17 protein-coding genes are annotated in these 17,388 nt (G+C 55.3%); 5 read left to right on the plus strand and 12 right to left on the minus strand.

Annotation, left to right across the window (positions count from 1 at the left end; all coding sequences use genetic code 11):
- Positions 1-104: 104 nt before the first annotated feature.
- Positions 105-818, minus strand: a complete 714-nt coding sequence (locus MIM_RS20495; RefSeq protein ID WP_025374631.1) for a c-type cytochrome — start codon at positions 816-818, stop codon at positions 105-107.
- Between the two features lie 173 nt (positions 819-991).
- Here MIM_RS20495 and yihA point away from each other — a divergent pair, with 173 nt between their 5' ends.
- Together yihA and hemB are read left to right on the plus strand one after the other, a co-directional pair.
- Complete coding sequence (gene yihA, locus MIM_RS20500) at positions 992-1,615, plus strand: ribosome biogenesis GTP-binding protein YihA/YsxC (RefSeq protein WP_025374632.1); 624 nt, start codon at positions 992-994, stop codon at positions 1,613-1,615.
- 203 nt (positions 1,616-1,818) lie between these two features.
- Entirely contained in the window at positions 1,819-2,832 is a 1,014-nt protein-coding gene (gene hemB / locus MIM_RS20505) for a porphobilinogen synthase (protein ID WP_025374633.1), read from the plus strand.
- 203 nt (positions 2,833-3,035) lie between these two features.
- On the opposite strand, the gene galU is transcribed toward hemB, so the two are convergent.
- Together galU and rfbC are read right to left on the minus strand one after the other, a co-directional pair.
- A complete protein-coding gene (gene galU, locus MIM_RS20510; RefSeq protein WP_025374634.1) occupies positions 3,036-3,872 on the minus strand; it encodes a UTP--glucose-1-phosphate uridylyltransferase GalU in 837 nt (278 codons plus the stop codon).
- A gap of 54 nt (positions 3,873-3,926) precedes the next feature.
- On the minus strand, positions 3,927-4,481 hold the full coding sequence (gene rfbC / locus MIM_RS20515; RefSeq protein WP_025374635.1) for a dTDP-4-dehydrorhamnose 3,5-epimerase: 555 nt from the start codon (positions 4,479-4,481) through the stop codon (positions 3,927-3,929).
- Between the two features lie 103 nt (positions 4,482-4,584).
- Here rfbC and rfbB point away from each other — a divergent pair, with 103 nt between their 5' ends.
- Positions 4,585-5,709, plus strand: a complete 1,125-nt coding sequence (gene rfbB / locus MIM_RS20520; RefSeq protein WP_245592790.1) for a dTDP-glucose 4,6-dehydratase — start codon at positions 4,585-4,587, stop codon at positions 5,707-5,709.
- A gap of 58 nt (positions 5,710-5,767) precedes the next feature.
- Here the strand turns inward: rfbB and MIM_RS20525 are convergent, their stop codons facing one another.
- Positions 5,768-6,475: a Crp/Fnr family transcriptional regulator gene (locus tag MIM_RS20525; RefSeq protein ID WP_025374637.1), complete on the minus strand. Its 708-nt coding sequence runs from the start codon at positions 6,473-6,475 to the stop codon at positions 5,768-5,770.
- A 186-nt stretch (positions 6,476-6,661) separates the two neighbouring features.
- Here MIM_RS20525 and MIM_RS20530 point away from each other — a divergent pair, with 186 nt between their 5' ends.
- Positions 6,662-8,287, plus strand: a complete 1,626-nt coding sequence (locus MIM_RS20530; RefSeq protein ID WP_025374638.1) for an acyl-CoA synthetase — start codon at positions 6,662-6,664, stop codon at positions 8,285-8,287.
- 59 nt (positions 8,288-8,346) lie between these two features.
- Here the strand turns inward: MIM_RS20530 and MIM_RS20535 are convergent, their stop codons facing one another.
- From MIM_RS20535 to MIM_RS20545, 3 genes are all read right to left on the minus strand, one after another.
- Complete coding sequence (locus tag MIM_RS20535) at positions 8,347-8,901, minus strand: MOSC domain-containing protein (protein WP_025374639.1); 555 nt, start codon at positions 8,899-8,901, stop codon at positions 8,347-8,349.
- Between the two features lie 213 nt (positions 8,902-9,114).
- Entirely contained in the window at positions 9,115-10,302 is a 1,188-nt protein-coding gene (locus MIM_RS20540) for a DUF1501 domain-containing protein (protein WP_025374640.1), read from the minus strand.
- Positions 10,299-11,825: a DUF1800 domain-containing protein gene (locus tag MIM_RS20545; RefSeq protein ID WP_158318763.1), complete on the minus strand. Its 1,527-nt coding sequence runs from the start codon at positions 11,823-11,825 to the stop codon at positions 10,299-10,301. The genes MIM_RS20540 and MIM_RS20545 overlap by 4 nt, the downstream gene beginning before the upstream one ends.
- Positions 11,826-12,212: 387 nt before the next feature.
- Here MIM_RS20545 and MIM_RS20550 point away from each other — a divergent pair, with 387 nt between their 5' ends.
- Positions 12,213-12,479, plus strand: coding sequence for a hypothetical protein (locus MIM_RS20550; protein WP_025374642.1), 267 nt, complete (start codon positions 12,213-12,215; stop codon positions 12,477-12,479).
- A 148-nt stretch (positions 12,480-12,627) separates the two neighbouring features.
- Here the strand turns inward: MIM_RS20550 and dsbD are convergent, their stop codons facing one another.
- The 5 genes from dsbD to MIM_RS20575 all read right to left on the minus strand — a co-directional run bounded on the left by dsbD (position 12,628) and on the right by MIM_RS20575 (position 17,104).
- Positions 12,628-14,706, minus strand: coding sequence for a protein-disulfide reductase DsbD (gene dsbD / locus MIM_RS20555; RefSeq protein ID WP_144084704.1), 2,079 nt, complete (start codon positions 14,704-14,706; stop codon positions 12,628-12,630).
- A gap of 9 nt (positions 14,707-14,715) precedes the next feature.
- The gene (cutA, locus tag MIM_RS20560; protein ID WP_025374644.1) at positions 14,716-15,039 is read right to left on the minus strand and encodes a divalent-cation tolerance protein CutA; all 324 of its coding nucleotides are present in this window, start codon (positions 15,037-15,039) and stop codon (positions 14,716-14,718) included.
- A 28-nt stretch (positions 15,040-15,067) separates the two neighbouring features.
- On the minus strand, positions 15,068-16,312 hold the full coding sequence (locus MIM_RS20565; protein ID WP_025374645.1) for an MFS transporter: 1,245 nt from the start codon (positions 16,310-16,312) through the stop codon (positions 15,068-15,070).
- Positions 16,313-16,557: 245 nt separating this feature from the next.
- Positions 16,558-16,824: a BrnA antitoxin family protein gene (locus MIM_RS20570; protein WP_025374646.1), complete on the minus strand. Its 267-nt coding sequence runs from the start codon at positions 16,822-16,824 to the stop codon at positions 16,558-16,560.
- Positions 16,799-17,104 carry a BrnT family toxin gene (locus MIM_RS20575; protein ID WP_025374647.1) on the minus strand — a complete coding sequence of 102 codons (306 nt, stop codon included), beginning with the start codon at positions 17,102-17,104 and terminating at the stop codon, positions 16,799-16,801. Before MIM_RS20575 ends, MIM_RS20570 begins: the two co-directional genes overlap by 26 nt.
- Between the last annotated feature and the right edge of the window lie 284 nt (positions 17,105-17,388).

Below are 17,388 nucleotides of genomic sequence, written 5' to 3' on the forward strand. Positions count from 1 at the left end.
ACCCCTTCTTTGACCCGTTACGATGGAAAAGTTCCATAAAACGGGTCAGAAATTGCCGGTGGCCGTTATATGCCTGATTGCCGACCGACCATGATGCTGTTGTATCAGCGAATACCGGCTGCGTAATCGGCAACGGCCTGGATGTCTGCCTTGTTCATGCGGTTGGCAATTTTACCCATCATGTTTTCTGCACCGCCCTGCTGGCGATAGCCATCAGCAAAGGCATGCAACTGAGCTTCCAGGTACTCTGGGTGCTGCCCGGACAAACGAGGGAAAGCAGATGGGATACCCTGTCCGGTCGCACCGTGGCATGACGCACAGGCGGGAACGCTACGCTCGGGGATACCGGCACGCCAGATCTGACGACCGCGCTCTACCACTTTCTTGTTGTCGCCCTGTTTGGCCTTGGCAGGCTGGGTCAATTGCTGTTTGCTCAGGAAGACTGACAGGTTCTGCATGTCTTCCTTGGTCATTTGGGCTACGATAGGCGCCATGGCAGTCGGTTTGCCATCGGCTGTACCGCGAATGACTTTGTCGGCAGGTGCCTTGAAATGTTCGAGTTGCAGGGCGATATACTCATGAGGCATACCAGCCAGATTGGGATACATGGGAACGCCGCTATTGCCATTGGCGCCATGACAGGCCACACAGGCGAGAATGCCGCGAGAAGTATCACCCTTTGTATACAGGGCTGCGCCTTTTTCGGCATCGGGAACAGCGGAGGCAGCTGCCGCCTCTGCGCCGAAAGCTGCTGTACCGAAGGCCATGCCAGCCAAAACACTGCCGGCAACCAGAATGTTTGATAAAACTCGCTTCATGAATATCCTCTGTGATCCCGGGGATCTGGGGCGCACTTTAGCAGCCACGGCCCGTATTTTAAAAGATAAATGCGTATAAACACGGAAGTATAAACCTCAAACATGAATTTAGGCATTTTTTGGCTTAGCAATTATACAATAGAGGACGAATCCTTTTTTTGCCGGAACCCTTTGTGTCAATTTTACATCGCGCCTCGTTCTACACTTCAGCCGCCCGGCTCGACCAGTTGCCGCCGCCAGGCCCACCTGAAGTCTGTTTTGTGGGCCGTTCCAACGCCGGCAAATCATCTGCCATCAATGTACTGACCAACCAGAAGCGGCTGGCATTTTCAAGTAAAACGCCCGGTCGCACTCGCCTGATCAACCTGTTTGGCATCCCGGATCCGCTGGATCCGGAGCAGCCACTGGGCTTTCTGACCGACCTGCCCGGCTACGGCTATGCCTCTGTTGCTCGCGATGCCCGCGAAGAATGGGCTGAAGTGCTGGGTGCCTACCTGCGTCAGCGCACCTCACTGGCCGGCGTTGTTCTGCTGATTGACATCCGCCGGGGCGTAACCGACCTGGACAAGCGCCTGGCCAACTGGATTGCCCCTACCGGCAAGCCGGTGCTGGCGCTATTGACCAAGGCAGACAAACTGCCCTACGGACAGCGCATCAAGGCGGTCTTTGCGGTGAAAAAGGAACTGGCCGATATTGGCGCCCTGAACGCGGTGCCGTTTTCGGCCACGCAGCGTATCGGACTGGAAGAGGCCGACAGCAGCATCGTTAACTGGATTTCTCCTCAGGTCGTCCCCTGATTGCGCCTGCAGCCGGTCTCAGCAGCCGGGCGCAGTGAACTTTTCGGCCGCCCGGCACTCTGATGACACAACTGACGGAATCCTGACCAGATCGGAAAGGCTTCAGGGTCCCGACACGCTGATCACTCCCTTTTCTGATCTTTCCTTTTTGTTTCCTCTTTCCATTGCACCCCTGCGGTGCCGACTGCAATACGGATCACACCATGACTTCAATTATCACTGCCGATTTTCCCGCTTCCCGCCCCCGTCGCAATCGCCGCGACGACTTTTCGCGCCGGCTGGTTCAGGAAAATGTCCTGACCGTCAACGATCTGATTTACCCGGTATTCGTCAAGGAAGGTACGGGCGTGATCGAGGCAGTGCCTTCCATGCCGGACGTGAACCGTTATAGCCCCGATACACTGATGGCAGTGGCCGAGACCTGTGTCTCTTTGGGCATTCCCGTGATGGCGTTGTTCCCTTCGATCGACCCGTCCCTGAAAACGCCCGACGGGATCGCAGCCACGCATGAAGACGGCCTGATTCCGCGCACCATTGCCATGCTCAAAAAAGCATTCCCGGAACTGGGTATTTTGTGCGATGTGGCGCTGGATCCGTATACAAGCCACGGGCAGGACGGCCTGCTGGACGAAAACGGTTATGTGCTGAATGATGAAACCACGGAAATTCTGCTGCAACAGGCTCTGACACAGGCCCGGGCCGGTGCCGACTACGTGGCCCCCAGCGATATGATGGATGGCCGTATCGGCGCTATCCGGCAGGCGCTGGAGCAGGAAAAACTGATCTACACCCGCATCATGGCCTATTCGGCCAAGTACGCCAGCGCCTTCTACGGCCCGTTCCGCGATGCAGTGGGTTCAGCCACCAACCTGGGTAAATCCAACAAAATGACTTACCAGATGGATCCGGCCAATCGCAATGAAGCGCTGCGGGAAATTGCTGCGGATATTCGCGAGGGTGCCGATATGGTGATGGTCAAACCGGGCATGCCCTATCTGGATATCGTGCGGGACGTCAAGGATATGTTCCGGGTTCCCACCTATGCCTACCAGGTGAGTGGTGAATACGCCATGATCAAGGCGGCCGCACAAAACGGCTGGCTGGATCACGACAAGGTCATGATGGAATCACTGATGTGTTTCAAGCGCGCCGGTGCCGATGGCATTTTGACGTACTTTTCAATTGAAGCGGCCCGTATTCTGACCGGCCGCCAGTAACCAGAGTCGCCCGTGGGCGCGCAGCTGCGGTTTGTTGCGGTTTGAGTGGGGGGCTTGCTGCTTGTCCGCTGCGGACTGTGGCTGGCGCAGCGGGCACCGCCTGATTGACTGTGATTGTCAGAGGCAGGCTGCGTGCCGGTGCATTGACAGGCAATCACAGGGGCTGGCGCACAGCCCGCCGTGAATGCCTTGACCGGAACAGATCAGAGCTTGAAACCGTGATATTTCTGGCCCAGTGCCACCGTCGCGGCAAAAAAGCCCGCCTTGCTGCCGCAATCGTAGCGCATGCCTTCATAGGCAAATCCGAAGACATTGCGGCTTTCAAGCAGGGCACCAATACCATCGGTGAGCTGAATCTCGCCACCGGCACCCTTGCCGATATGGCGCAGGCATTCAAAGATTTCCGGTTCAAGAATGTAACGCCCCACCACGGCCTTATCTGAAGGCGCATCGGCCGGTGCGGGTTTTTCAACAATCTGGGTTACCTGGATCGTATCGGACGATACCGATTTACCCGCAATAATTCCGTATTTATTGGCATCTTCACGCGCAATGGTCTGGATGCCAAGTACGCTGCCATTGTTGGCATGTGCTGCCTGAATCAGTTGCTGGGTGACCGGCACGTTTGAATCGATCAGGTCATCGGCCAGCAATACGGCGAACGGTTCATTGCCAATCACCGGTTCGGCACAAAGCACGGCGTGCCCCAGACCCAGCGGAGCCGGCTGGCGAATGTAAATACAATTGACGTTGGAGGGGATGACCTGCCGCACCTGTTCCAGCATTTCCTGCTTGCCCTTTTCTTCCAGTTCGGATTCCAGCTCGGGCATGGAGTCAAAATGATCTTCGATCGCGCGCTTGTGCCGTCCGGTAATGAAAATCAGATCGGTAATGCCTGCCTTGACGGCCTCTTCCACGGCATACTGGATTAACGGTTTATCCACAACCGGCAGCATCTCTTTGGGCATGGCCTTGGTCGCCGGCAAGAAGCGGGTGCCCAGGCCTGCCACGGGAAATACAGCTTTACGGATCGGATTCATTTAAACCTCTTTGACGTATCGAATGACGTCATTTTATGATAAAACCCGTTGCGCTCAGGGGTATAAGTCCCGCAGGCCCGCAAACACAGGAAAACGGCGATCCCTGGGAGACAGGATCATCTGCTCGCGCGGCACCTGCCAGTTAATATTCAGCTGCGGGTCATCAAAAGCCAGACCACGCTCGTAATCCGGCGCATAGACGGCATCGGTCTTGTAGGTGAAGATCGCCTGTTCGCTCAGTACGACAAACCCATGCGCAAACCCGGCAGGAATAAACAGCGATTGCTTGCTCATGGCATCCAGCTCGATGTGCAGCGACTGCCCGAAAGTCGCGCTGCTCTTGCGCAGATCCACAATGACATCCAGCACGCGTCCCGCAACCACGCGCACCAGCTTGTTCTGGGCATAGGGCGGCAACTGGTAATGCAGTCCGCGCAGCACGCCATAAGACGACTGTGATTCATTGTCCTGAACAAAGCGCAGCGTGCGCCCCAGGGCCTCATCGAGCACCTGCTGCCGGTAAGCCTCCATAAAATAACCGCGCTCGTCTCGGTGTACTTTGGGAGTGAGCAGCAGGACATCGGGAATAACCAGTCGTTCTGTTTTCATGCGTATCAGGCAAAGCCCCAATGGATGGCATCAGCGCGAATTATAACGGATCACGTCGCCGCTGCCTGCAACAGACTTCGCCGCTGGCAGCCATCCTGTTATCATGAGCGATTACAACTTTTACATGATGGTCCCGAACGCAATGGCCTCCTTGCTTGTTACCGGTGGCGCCGGATTCATCGGCGCCAACTTCGTTCATTACTGGCTCGCACAACACCCGGACGACACGCTGGTGGTGCTGGATGCGCTGACCTACGCGGGCAACCGCAGCAGCCTTGCCGGGCTTGAGCAACACGCCAGTTTCACTTTTGTACACGGCAATATCTGCGATACGGACAGAGTCATCGCCTTGCTGCAGCAGCACCGCATCAACACCATTGTGCATTTTGCGGCCGAAAGCCATGTAGACCGCTCCATCCAGGGCCCGGACACGTTTATTCGCACCAATATCAACGGCACCTACAGCTTGCTGAAGGCAGCACGCCAGGTGTGGATAGAAGCGCCGGCGCTGCAAAATGAAGCACCGCTGCCGCATCGTTTCCATCACGTGAGCACCGACGAGGTTTTCGGCAGCCTTGCAGCAGATCAGCCTGCGTTCACCGAAGCCACCCCCTATGCGCCCAATTCGCCCTATTCGGCCAGCAAGGCGGCGGCAGACCATCTGGTGCGGGCCTACCAGCAGACTTACGGCCTGGCCACCACCATCAGCCGCTGTTCCAACAATTACGGGCCCTATCACTACCCTGAAAAACTCATTCCACTCACTCTGACAAGCATCCTGCACAACAAACCCATTCCGGTTTTTGGTGATGGCCAGCAGATCCGCGACTGGCTTTACGTGCTGGACCACGTTCGGGCGATTGAAGCGATTCTGGCGCAAGGCACGCCTGGTGACACCTGGAATGTGGGCGCCCGTTGCGAGCTGACTAATCTGCAACTTATTCACGCATTGTGTCAGATCATGGATCAGGCCTTTGCGACACGGCCGGCGCTGCAGCAGCGCTTTGCGCAGGCAACGGCAGCCCGGGCAGGCAACAGCGCGTCGCTGATCCGCTACGTGCAGGATCGGCCCGGGCATGACCGGCGTTACGCCATGGATCCAACCAAAATTGAACAGCAACTGGGCTTTGCGACAAGCGAGCCATTTGACACCGGCATTGTCAAAACCGTTGACTGGTTTCTGGATAATGAACCGTGGTGGCGCGCAGCATTATCACAACCGGCATAAAGCTGCAGGACTCGCGCGCTTGTGTGCCGTGCAGCAAGGCATTGCCTGGCTGCAGCAGTCACATCTGCGCGAGGCCGTAGGCGCGCAATTGCGCCAGGTCGAGAATGCGGATTTTGCTGTAGGCCTGGATTAATATTTTCTGCTGCTGCAGGTTCTGCAATGCGCGATTCACACGCTGCCGCGATAGGCCGGTCAGATATCCCAGTTCTTCCTGAGAGATCTCCAGCGCCAGATCGGTGGAGGGATAAAGAGCCGGATTGAACAGTTGCGCCAGTGACTGGGCGACACGGGCATCGGCCTGCAACAGGCGCTGGTTCTGGATTGAGGCAATGAACTCGCCCATGCGCTCGTTCAACTGGCCAATCACAAAATGTGAAAAAGACAAACTGGCTGACAGGAGCGCCTCGAAGGTGCTTGCCGGCACGCACAGCACCAGCGACGGCTGAATTGCGACCACATCGTATTTGCGCAATTCATGCTTGATGACACTGCCCTCGCCGAACCAGCCGCCGGGAGGGACACCGGAAAAAGTACAGCTTTTGCCGGATTCGTCATAAATGGCCAGCTTGAGCAAACCGCTATGCACCCCGAACCAGTCATCCGACAGTTCGCCACGACGCGCCAGCCAGGCATCCTGCTGGACGGATTCGGCCCTGGCGGTAGCCATCACCAGCGCCTGATGATCCGGCTCCAGGGACTGAAACCAGGGATAGTCGCTGAACAATTCGGGCAACTGGCTTTTGTGATAGATAGAACGATCACTCATGATATATCCTGAAGCGATGAGACGATGGCGAGATGAAAGACGTAACTGTCATTCAGGTGACAGATGCTCTGCGTTGTCCGCCTTTACACTGCATCCGTGTTAATGTGACGTGTGCTGCAGGGCATCACCACTCATTCCATTGTGATAGCCGACGAATGAACAGCGCGCTTTTCAGGAGACAGAATAATGACCAGTATTTTTGACCATGGCCTGGCGCGCAATGCGGCAAATTACGAAGCGCTGACACCGATTGATTTTATCACCCGCGCCGCCGAGGTTTATCCTGATCGGCTGGCGGTGGTGCACGGCGACATACGCCGGAACTGGGGCCAGACATATGAACGCGTCCGGCGGCTTGCCGGCGCACTTGCGCAGGCCGGGGTGCAGCGCGGTGATACCGTTGCCGTCATGCTGCCCAATATACCTGCCATGATCGAAGCGCATTTTGGTGTGCCTATGACGGGCGCCGTCCTGAACACCCTGAATACCCGCCTGGATGAATCCAGCCTGCTTTTTATGCTGGAACATGGCGAAGCCAGGGCCCTGATTATCGACACCGAGTACCATAAGCTGGCCGAAAAGGCCCTGGCCCGGTTTCCGAACCTGCGCGTCATTTCCGTACACGACCTGGAAACCACCCCGAAAAGTATCGCCGGTGCCGTGGACTATGAAGATTTTCTGGCGGCGGCCGCACCTGATTATGACTGGCAGCCACCCACAGATGAATGGGATGCCATCGCCCTGAACTATACATCCGGCACGACAGGCGACCCCAAGGGCGTGGTTTACCACCACCGTGGCGCCTATTTGAATGCAATCAGCAATATTCTGGAATGGGATATGCCCAAGCATCCGGTCTACCTTTGGACGCTGCCTCTGTTTCACTGTAATGGCTGGTGTTTTGCCTGGACGGTAGCGGCACGGGCCGGCGTCAATGTGTGCCTGCGCAAATTTGATCCTGAAACGGTATTCGATTTGATCCGCCGGGAAGGCGTCACTCACTATTGCGGCGCACCCATCGTGCAAAGCGCTCTGGCCAACGCCCCGGTACACCTGCGCGAAGGCATTCATCACACCGTCTACACCATGGTGGCAGGCGCATCGCCGGCGCCCGCCGTCATTGCCAGCATGCGGGAGATGGGCTTTGACCTGACGCATGCCTATGGACTGACCGAGGTATACGGACCTGCTGCAGCATGCGCGTACCAGCAGGCGTGGGACGAACTGGATGAAGATAGCCGGGCAACGCGGATGGCACGCCAGGGTGTGCGTTACCACTTGCAGGCTGGCCTGTCGGTGCGTGATCCGGAGACCATGGAGCCGGTGGCGCCCAATGAGAGCCAGATTGGCGAAATCATGTTCCGCGGCAACATCTGTATGAAGGGCTATCTGAAAAATGAAAGCGCGACCCGCGATGCGTTTCGTGGCGGCTGGTTCCATACGGGCGACCTGGGTGTCCTGACGCCTGACGGATACGTGCGCATTAAGGACCGCAGCAAGGATATTATTATTTCGGGCGGCGAGAATATATCCAGTATCGAAGTGGAAGACGCCCTCTACCGCCACCCCGCTGTCGCCGCTGCGGCCGTGGTTGCCATGTCCGATCCCAAATGGGGTGAAACCCCCTGCGCCTATGTGGAGCTCAAACCCGATATAGAAGTAACAGAGCAGGAGATCATCGCTCACTGCCGGGTGCTGCTGGCGGGTTTCAAGGTACCAAAGGTGATCCGCTTCGGACCACTGCCGAAAACATCGACAGGAAAAATACAGAAATTTGAGCTGCGCAAAAACGTGGACACGGCCGGGAAATAAGTGCAATCTTTCGGCCTGAGCAGCATTAGCATTCACAACTGAAAAACGGCGCGTACCGCTTACACGCGATCCAGCGGCAAGTGGGGAAGCGCAGGCAACTGTACTGCAATCGGATCACCTGCGCGAACCACTCCTCCGGTTATTACAACTGTCATAATACCGGCTTTGCGGACCAGCCCGCCATCAGGCTGACGATGCAATACCGCCTTCAGCAAACCTGTCTGGAACCGGTCTATTTGCACACAAGGGTTACGCAGGCCGGTTACCTGCAACAATACATCACTGCCGATGTTGAGCAGCGTATTACGGGGTAATGACAACAGATCAATGCCTTCCGTGCTGATATTTTCACCCAGATCTGCGGGCGCGACATTAAACCCATGGCTGTTGAGTTCATCAAAGAGCTCGGCCTGTATCAGATGAACCTGCCGCAGGTTCGGCTGCTTAGGGTCCACCGCGACCCGTGACCGGTGCTGGACGGTCACGCCTGAATGCGCATCGCCCTGAACGCCCAGGCCGGCCACCATATATATTTCAGATGTGATTGTTTTGGAGAATCGATGGCTGTCGTCTTTCGCCACGGTACGTACGCGACCGTTATGTGAGGTGGTCATTAAACATTCCCGCAAATGTTTTCATTGTATGGCACTGTTATTTCATTTGTGTGCACGGATAGCATTGACCAGGCCGCTTTCGGATGGCCTGTGGAACACTTGCGACTGACGATGGACGATGGCAATCATCTCCGAGCCCACCTGCCGACATGTTTTTGCAGTGATCGATAAAGTAGCAAAAGCAAGCGCCCTGGCCGCCGCCCTTCACTCAGATCAGACCAGCTTGATTGCTGACACTTTTGATGACGGGAATACTTTTTGCACCTGCTCATTGCTCAGGCCATAAACCTGCTTGAACAAGCCGCCAAGCACATCCCGCGAATTATTGAGCACCTTGTAATCACGCTCTTCGTTTAGCGAAGCAATGTTCACATCTGTTTGTTCGCCCAGGATCTTACCGCCGTTGATAGCCCCTCCAAGCAGCCAGTGCACCGAACCGTGACCATGATCGGTGCCGCCGCTGCCGTTCTCACGAAAAGTGCGACCGAACTCAGACATCACATACACCACTGTTTTGTTCCACTGCGGGCCCATTTCGTCCGCGAACGTTTTCAGGCCACTGCCCAGACTCTTGAACTGATTGGCCAGCATGCCGGTCGCACCGCCCTGATTATAGTGCGTATCCCAATTACCAATGTCCAGAAATCCAAGCGAATACTTGTCTTTCATGAGTGAAGCCATGCGTTTGACCTGAAGGTCAAAGCCCTTCGCGCTCACGGCATTTCTACTGGCCGCTTCTTTTTCTTTTTCAAACTCTTCCAGCATCATTCGGTGATTGGCGACGCCTTCGGCTACGATCTCCTGCTGTTTACTGTTTTTGTACAGATCCTCCAGCAGCGAAATCTGTTGATCTTTATAAATAGACTTTCCTGATCCGCTCAAACCTATTAATGGAATTCGAGCCGGGCCCTGCATAATCAGGGGATTATTGCTGGTAAACGAAACCGGATGCGCTTTTGCACCCAGGACACCTGCCAGTCGGTTCATAAATCCAGAACCATATTCCCGTTTGCCATTTGCGGGCTGACCACTTTCCATCAGATCCTGCGTTTCAAAATGGCTGCGTGACAGATCCTCCGTGCCCGCAAAAGGAATGAATGAGATCTGTTTCTGCTCCCATAAGGGCATCAGCGTCTTCTCAAATACCGGATGCATGCCCCAGTTATTATCCAGCTTGAGGGCCGCCCCTTCAGCGCTGCCGGGCTGGGAAATGGCAATGCGCGGTCGATTTTCATAATAGTCTTCACTGGTATAGGGCACCAGAAAATTACAGGCGTCATAAGCGCCGCGCAGGAAAATAACCAGCGTTTTAATATCCGTACCTTCAGCAGCAAACAACTGCTGACTGTTCACGGTGAGCGGCGCCAGCATGGCTGCCGCCAGGAAATCACGTCTATTCATTTTTTATACTCCCTGTTCATCCATTCTGGCGAGGAAAAGAGCATGGAATTCCACAGCACCTTGTTTTTAGGCGTCTTGTTCAGCACCGCCAGCGTTGTTTCGGATAGATGCGGTTTGATATTCTGCTCGAAGAATGCGTTATTCAAATCCGGGACCGAACCTTTTATCTCATCGGATGGCTTACCGTACTGGAAAAATCTGGCAGCACCACTACTCAGGAAGCGTACTGCCTCGAAGCGCTGAAACAATTGGCTGGAACCGTCCCACATGCTTTTCTGCATCGGGTAGCCGTCAGGCGTCACTCGTTTGTAAAGACCCTGTCCCAGACGATCAAGCGAATTGGTCAGTGGCACATAGTTCTGTAGCTGCCTGTCCTCGTAAGCCAAACGCGCGGTCGAGACGACGACTTCCATCGGTGTACGGAATTTGCTGCCCAGCGATGCCTGGAACGCTTTGCTTTCAAACAGCGTCGCGAGCGTTTGCGAAATGTCGCCGTCGCTCTTCATAAAGCGTTCGCTCATGCTTTTGATCAATGCCGGGTCGGGCTTATCACCAACAAAATACTGCGCCAGTTTGGTACTGATATGTTTGGCAGTGGCCGGTTGCCTGGCAAGCAGATCGGCAAGTTCAGCGAGCTCATCCCAGCCCTGGCCCTTGATGGTTTTACCCAGCACGATCTTGTCGCCAAAATCATGCTGTCGGGGCATGAATTGCACCCCGTTCTTGCGGAAAAATCCTTTTTTCGCCTGGTCATTAAGCTTAGGCAGGTTTGGGCTGAAATTGACACTGATACCCGTCAGCACCCGGGCCACTTCAGTAATGTCTTTCTGGGTATAGCCGCTACCCACGCCCATGGTATGCAGTTCCATGAGCTCGCGTGCGTAGTTTTCATTGGGCTTGCCTTTTTTGTTTTTGGAGGCATCCAGATAATCCAGCATGGCAGGATGTGTCATCGTAGCCAGCAGTATGTCTTTGAATTTTCCCAAGGCATGAGGGCGAAGCGCCTTATCTTCGTAATCTCCCACCTGAAAACGAATATAGGCCTTGGAAGAAAAGACCGAAAAATGATTTTGCCAGAACCAGGCCATTTGTTCTTTTAACTGCCACGGAGAATAAATGGCGCGAATCAGGTGTCGACGCTTCGAGACGGCGAGTACTTTGTTCCCTTCGCGACGAATCAAGGTATTAAATTCCGAACGCTTTCTCTGGTCTTTGACCTCACGGACAAATTTCTGCCGTCGGACAGTGACATCTTCCATGACTTTCTGCATATCAACGGTATTTCTGGCCAGATTGCCCTCGGTCGCGTCATCCAGTACATCTTTAGCCGGTGGATGCAGCTGCTTTTCCAAAAACTTCTCCCGACCCAGCTTTTCATATTCTTCGGCCGTTTGTTTATTTACGCCATAAGTAACCCGATCCAGCCAGGCCAGGTCTTCTGCAGATAAAGCAGCCTGTGCCTGAACGGGTACGGACAACAAGAGCACGGCGACAAGCACCGGCCAGACCAGCCACAGTTTCACAGTTGTAGCGCTTCGTGAATTGTCACCCGACAGCGGTACGGCTGTGACTAGACCTGATATATCGCCTGATTGACTTCGAGCACGTTGGATCAACATTCTTTTCATGAATCATTCTCTGTCGTGGGTATGGGCGTTATTGGTTGCCCCGCTTACCATCGCGAGACATAACGATGCTAGTGTAGTCTACCGCCTTGCAGCATTAATCAATTGAAAGCCGCTGAAACGATACGCATGTGACAGACAATAACAACAAGTGACTGTTATTGCAGAACGGTAAATCAAGCCGGACCGGACTGGCTGACAGAGGCTTGCCGCAACTATATGGCCCATTGTCGCCAATTTGTATTACTATATCGGGAATGGTTTTTCATAGTCAGGGGAAATGAGATGAAAGTACTGATCACGTATGACCGACGCCTGCTGGGTACCCGATTTACCAAGTTAAAACAGCGTATAGATGAACATTTCCCCAGCCGCTGGCATTGCTACGACTCAAGCTATATTGTGTCGACCGATCTGGGGGTGACGCAGGTGCGCGAGCTGTTGCTACCGGCCCTTGATACCAACGACAGTCTCCTGGTGATCGAACTGGGAAATAAATGGGCTGGCATCGGTCTTTCGGAAAAGAACCGTAGCTGGCTTGATCTGGACTAAATCCTCTCCTCTTGCTGCGCTCGCATCCGGCGTGTTATATCACACCCGGATAGCAATTATGCCTGCGCCTTCCCCGGTGTCCGACCCTGTATCTGGGCGTACGACAGCCTGTTGAAAGAACCCGCAGGGGCGTAATGGTCGCCCACCGTCAACGCTGTGCCAGCTGCAGTTTTTCCAGAAACTTATCGGCCTTTTGGAAGCCGACCACACGGTTCTCCTTCATTTCCTGACCATTGCGGTCAAAGAAAATGATGCCCGGAGGGCCGAACAGTCGAAAGCGCTTGAGCAGTTCGCGATCCTGTTCGTTATTACCGGTGACGTCGGCCTGCAGTAAAAGCATGGAACCCATGGCACCGGCCACCTGGCTATCCGAAAACGTAAATTTTTCCATTTCGTGGCAGGAAATGCACCAATCAGCGTAGAAATCCAGCATTACCGGTTTACCGGCAGCCGCGATACGCGCTTCCAGCTCTGCCAGTGAACGCACTCTTTCGAACTGTACTTTAGCCACACTGGTTTGCTTAGCGCCATTACCCTGGGCAATGCCTTTGAGGGGCGACAGCGGGTCCCGGCTACCAGTAGCCAGACCAACCAGCAACAACAATGCCCACGCAGCGGCCAGCAGGCCCAATGCGCGCAATAGCAGCCGTAAGGGGCCGGCGCTGGCAGCAGGACCGGTATCGCCACGGAAGGCGCCCAGCAGAAGCGCCAGACTCATACTCAGAAATGCCCAGCCCAGCATTTGCACCCACAGCGGCACAACAGGCATCAGCATCCACAGCGCCGTTGCCAGCAGCAGCAGGCCGCAGAAATACTTGATAGCTTCCATCCACGGGCCCGCCTTGGGCATGAGTGCGCCGGAGGTGGCACCCAGGATCAGCAGGGAGAAGCCCTGGCCCCAGGCCAGCACAAACAGCGCCAGGCCACCCAGCACCAGATTCCCCGTCTGGGAGATAAACAACAGAATACCGGCCAGTGGTGCGGCCACGCAGGGGCCACATATAAGCGCTGACAGCATACCCATGCCAAACGCGCCACCATAGCGCCCGCCGGGCATCCGCGACACTTTACTGTTCAGTGAGGTTTGCAGCGCGACCGGCACTTGTATGGTAAATGCGCCGAACATGCCAATGGCCAGAATAACCAGTACCACAGCGAACGCCGAGAGCACCCATGGATTCTGGATCCAGGCGGCCAGTACGGAACCGACGGACGCAGCCGCAATGCCCAGCAGGGTATACACGATGGCCGTGCCCAGTACATACATGAGCGTGAGCGCAAAGCCGCGCCCTTTGGACGGCACCCCGCCGCGCGCTTTCTGGTCGCCCACAATGACCGACAGCAGAATAGGCAACATGGGCAGAACGCAGGGTGTAAATGAAAGTACGACGCCCAGCGCAAAACAGATCAGCAGCACGCGCGCCAGGCCCGCTTCAGACAGCCATTGGGCAATGGTGGTATCGCCGGCATCAAACAGGGATGCGCTCCCTGCTTCGGCAGAGACAGCGGCGATGCCAGGGCTTGGGTCGGAACTTGAGCCAGCTGTGGCTCCCGATGCCTGCTGCCCGGTCTGACCGGAGTCCTGCACAGTGTCGGCCTTACCGGTAAGCATGCTGGTTACCCCGCCGGCAGCAGAAGAGGACGACGCCTGCGTCGCGCCAGATGCATTATTATCTGCAGGTGGCGTGCTGACAGCACCAGCCGGCGCCGCTCCTTTTTTGACGCCAGGCGTGCCGCCTGTAATGCTCATGCCGCCGCCTGGCGCCGGCTCCAGGACGATGTCATAGGTGGTAGGAGGATAACACAGGCCGGCATCGGCGCACCCCTGCCCCACCACCTGTACGGTGAACGGCGACGTCTGCCTGAGCAGCGGCAGGCGGATGCTTACCTGGTTATGATAGACCTCCATGTTTTTATCGAAAGTCGGGTCGTACTTGACTTCCCCTTTGGGAAGCACGGGCGTACCCAGCAGAGCTGCAGCCCGGGATTTGTCTGTATCGTCTTTAATATGAAATTCGAAGCGCTCGCGATACATGTAGTATTTGGGCGCGATACGATAATCTATGCGCAGCTCGGAGGGTGCCTGCATTTGCGCCGAGAACACAAAAGCCTGTTCCGGATCCAGAAATTCTTCTTCTGCATGAACAGCAGGTGCGGCCAGCAACAACATGGCCATGAGCCCCAACAGCCACTTGATGCAGCCCTTTAAATCCGACGACGTGAACACGCGACCCCTCTATACCGATGTTTGTGCCCGCACCCAGTCCAGATACGGCACATGCCCGCCAATGACGGGCAAAATGATAATTTCAGGAACATCGTAGGGGTGTAACTGCACAATCCGCTCCTGGCAGCGCAGGCTGGCCTGGCTGGAGGTTTTGATGGTAAGCGTGATTTCTTCTGCCCCCTCGACGCTCTCTTCCCATAAATAGATAGACAGACCGACGGGGCTTAAGTTCACACAGGCGGCCAGATGTTCTTCTATCAGCAGATGCGCGATACGTTTTGCCAGTAACGTGTCGGGAACGGTGGTATACATGACGACGCAATCGTTTGCCATTCAAATCACTCCTGTGCAGATGACATCATTACTCCAGCTCCATCCCCTTGCGTTCAGGGATCAGAAACAGGGTCGCGAGAATATCCAGAATATACAGTGACGCCAGCAATACCAGGGCAACCTCAAAAGAATAGGCCGCTGCCAGCGCGCCCACCACCACGGGCCCGAAGCCACCGATAGCCCGGCCGATATTGAACAGGACGTTCTGCGCAGTGGCTCTGGCCGCACGGGGATAGAGCTCGGAAATCAGCGCCCCGTACCCACCAATCATACCATTGACAAAAACCCCCATGAGCGCCCCGCCCCACAGCAGCGCGGTCGGGGTCGTAAGCTGGGAATAAACGTACACCATGATAACGGCACCCGCCTGATACAGCAGAAAACTGGGGCGACGGCCGATACGGTCTGCCAGTTGCCCGAACAGCCAGATACCCAGACTCATGCCCAGCACCGTCATGGCCGTCCAGCTGGCTGATTTGGTTAGCGAGTAGCCGAACTGGGTGGACAAGTACGAAGGCATCCAGATCATCAGACCGTAATAACCGAAGTTTTGCACTGAACACAGGATCACCACCCCAATGCTGCGCCTCACGGTTTCCGCATCGGCCACCAGCAATTTCAAGGGTGCCAGCGTGAATGAGCGCGCTACTGGCTCAGATTTGACGAAGTGTTCAGGCTCACCGATATAGGAGCGCACAATAAACGAGACAATAGCCGGCAGCACGCCCACGGCGAACATGCCGCGCCAGCCGATAATAGGCAACAACAGCGGCGTGAGCAATGCGGCGGCCAGTACCCCCGCCTGCCAGCCCAGACCGACATAGGAAGAGACTCGGGCACGTTGCGAGGGGCGGCAGGCTTCTGTCGCCAGCGCCATGCCAATACCGAACTCGCCACCCAGCCCCAATCCGGCGATGGTGCGATACACCAGCAGATCCCAGTAGCCCTGCGCCAGCGCGCACATGCCTGTAAAGACAGCAAACAGGAGAATCGTCCAGGTCAGCACCCGGACCCGGCCGTAGATATCACTAAGCAGGCCAAAACCGACCCCGCCAATCACCGCACCCACCAGGGTCCACGTGACCAGCGAACCCGCTTCTGTGCTGGTCAGCCCCAGGCCGGCACTGACAGCCGATAGAATGAAACCCAGAATCAGTAAGTCGAATCCGTCCAGGGCATAGCCGATAGATGAGGCCCAGATGGCTTTTCTTGCATTTTTTTCATAATCACGTTCTGAGGGCGCAGCAAGACCTGACACAGACGAAGCACGCATTGTTCGTTCCTGTTGGGAAAAGAGATGGGGGGAAATTTTTTGCAGGCCTTATTGTAGCGCGGCCACGACTGTCATGAATCTGAAAAAATGCTCAGGGTGTAAAAGAAATGCGGTAGTGACGTGACGCTGCAAAGCCAGCCACGCCAATGTCGGATAGAACGCGTAGCCCCGGGTTAGCCAAAAGACTTGATAAATGAGGGGCAGTTGACCAGAACTATTTACACCCTCCGAATGACCGGCCCACCCTATTGCGCAAGATCCTGTTCAATCAACATTCTCACGTACCGGGTATACGGAATGCCTTTGCTTTTTGCCTTCAGCTTAATCGCATCCAGCAAACCCTGCGGCAATCGCAAATTCAGCGCAGCGGTTTTATTTTGTATTTCGAAACGCATGGGCCGAAAGCCGGATAGATCGTATGTGGAAAGATCGGCCGTGTCGACAAATTCCTCCGCCTGCTTATCGCTTCTCAGCGACGGCATCGGTTTACGTTTTTCGGTATTGCTGCTCATAAAAAGTGATCTCCTTCTGATGCATATAGCGGGCGCTGATCGGACGAATCAAATGGCGACCATTAACTGCTCTGATCACAAATACCAGAAATACATAGCGCCCTGAACGGGTTTTTCCGATGGCCCGCATCCTCTGCTGGCCAAGATGAGGATCAGTCATGAGCATTAGAGGACCTTCAAACACCTCTTCAACCTCTGCCCTGGATAGCCCATGCTTGCCACATTTAGGCCAATTGCCCACATCCCAGTCGAAACCTTTAACAACTACGCTTTCGCGCATAGTATACACAAATGAATATACATTTATGTAGCAACAAAAGCCATCAAATCGTCAAATCGTCAAATCAGAATAACAAACCTTCAGGCGCAGAACGATAGGGCTGTGAGCAATTGCTCCTGCCCAGCATGCGCGGTTGAGGTGTTTGTGATCTTTGAGGCAGGCGGAGAATCGGCTTTTATGACTAAGAACAAGACGCAAAAAGGGCATCTGCCGAAACAGATGCCCTTTTTGCTACCGGTGATGTACTACTCCCGGCAAAGAAATACTGCGACGCCCGCCGGTGC

Origin of the sequence: Advenella mimigardefordensis DPN7 (genome assembly GCF_000521505.1) — a bacterium.
Classification (GTDB): Bacteria; Pseudomonadota; Gammaproteobacteria; order Burkholderiales; family Burkholderiaceae_B; genus Advenella; species Advenella mimigardefordensis.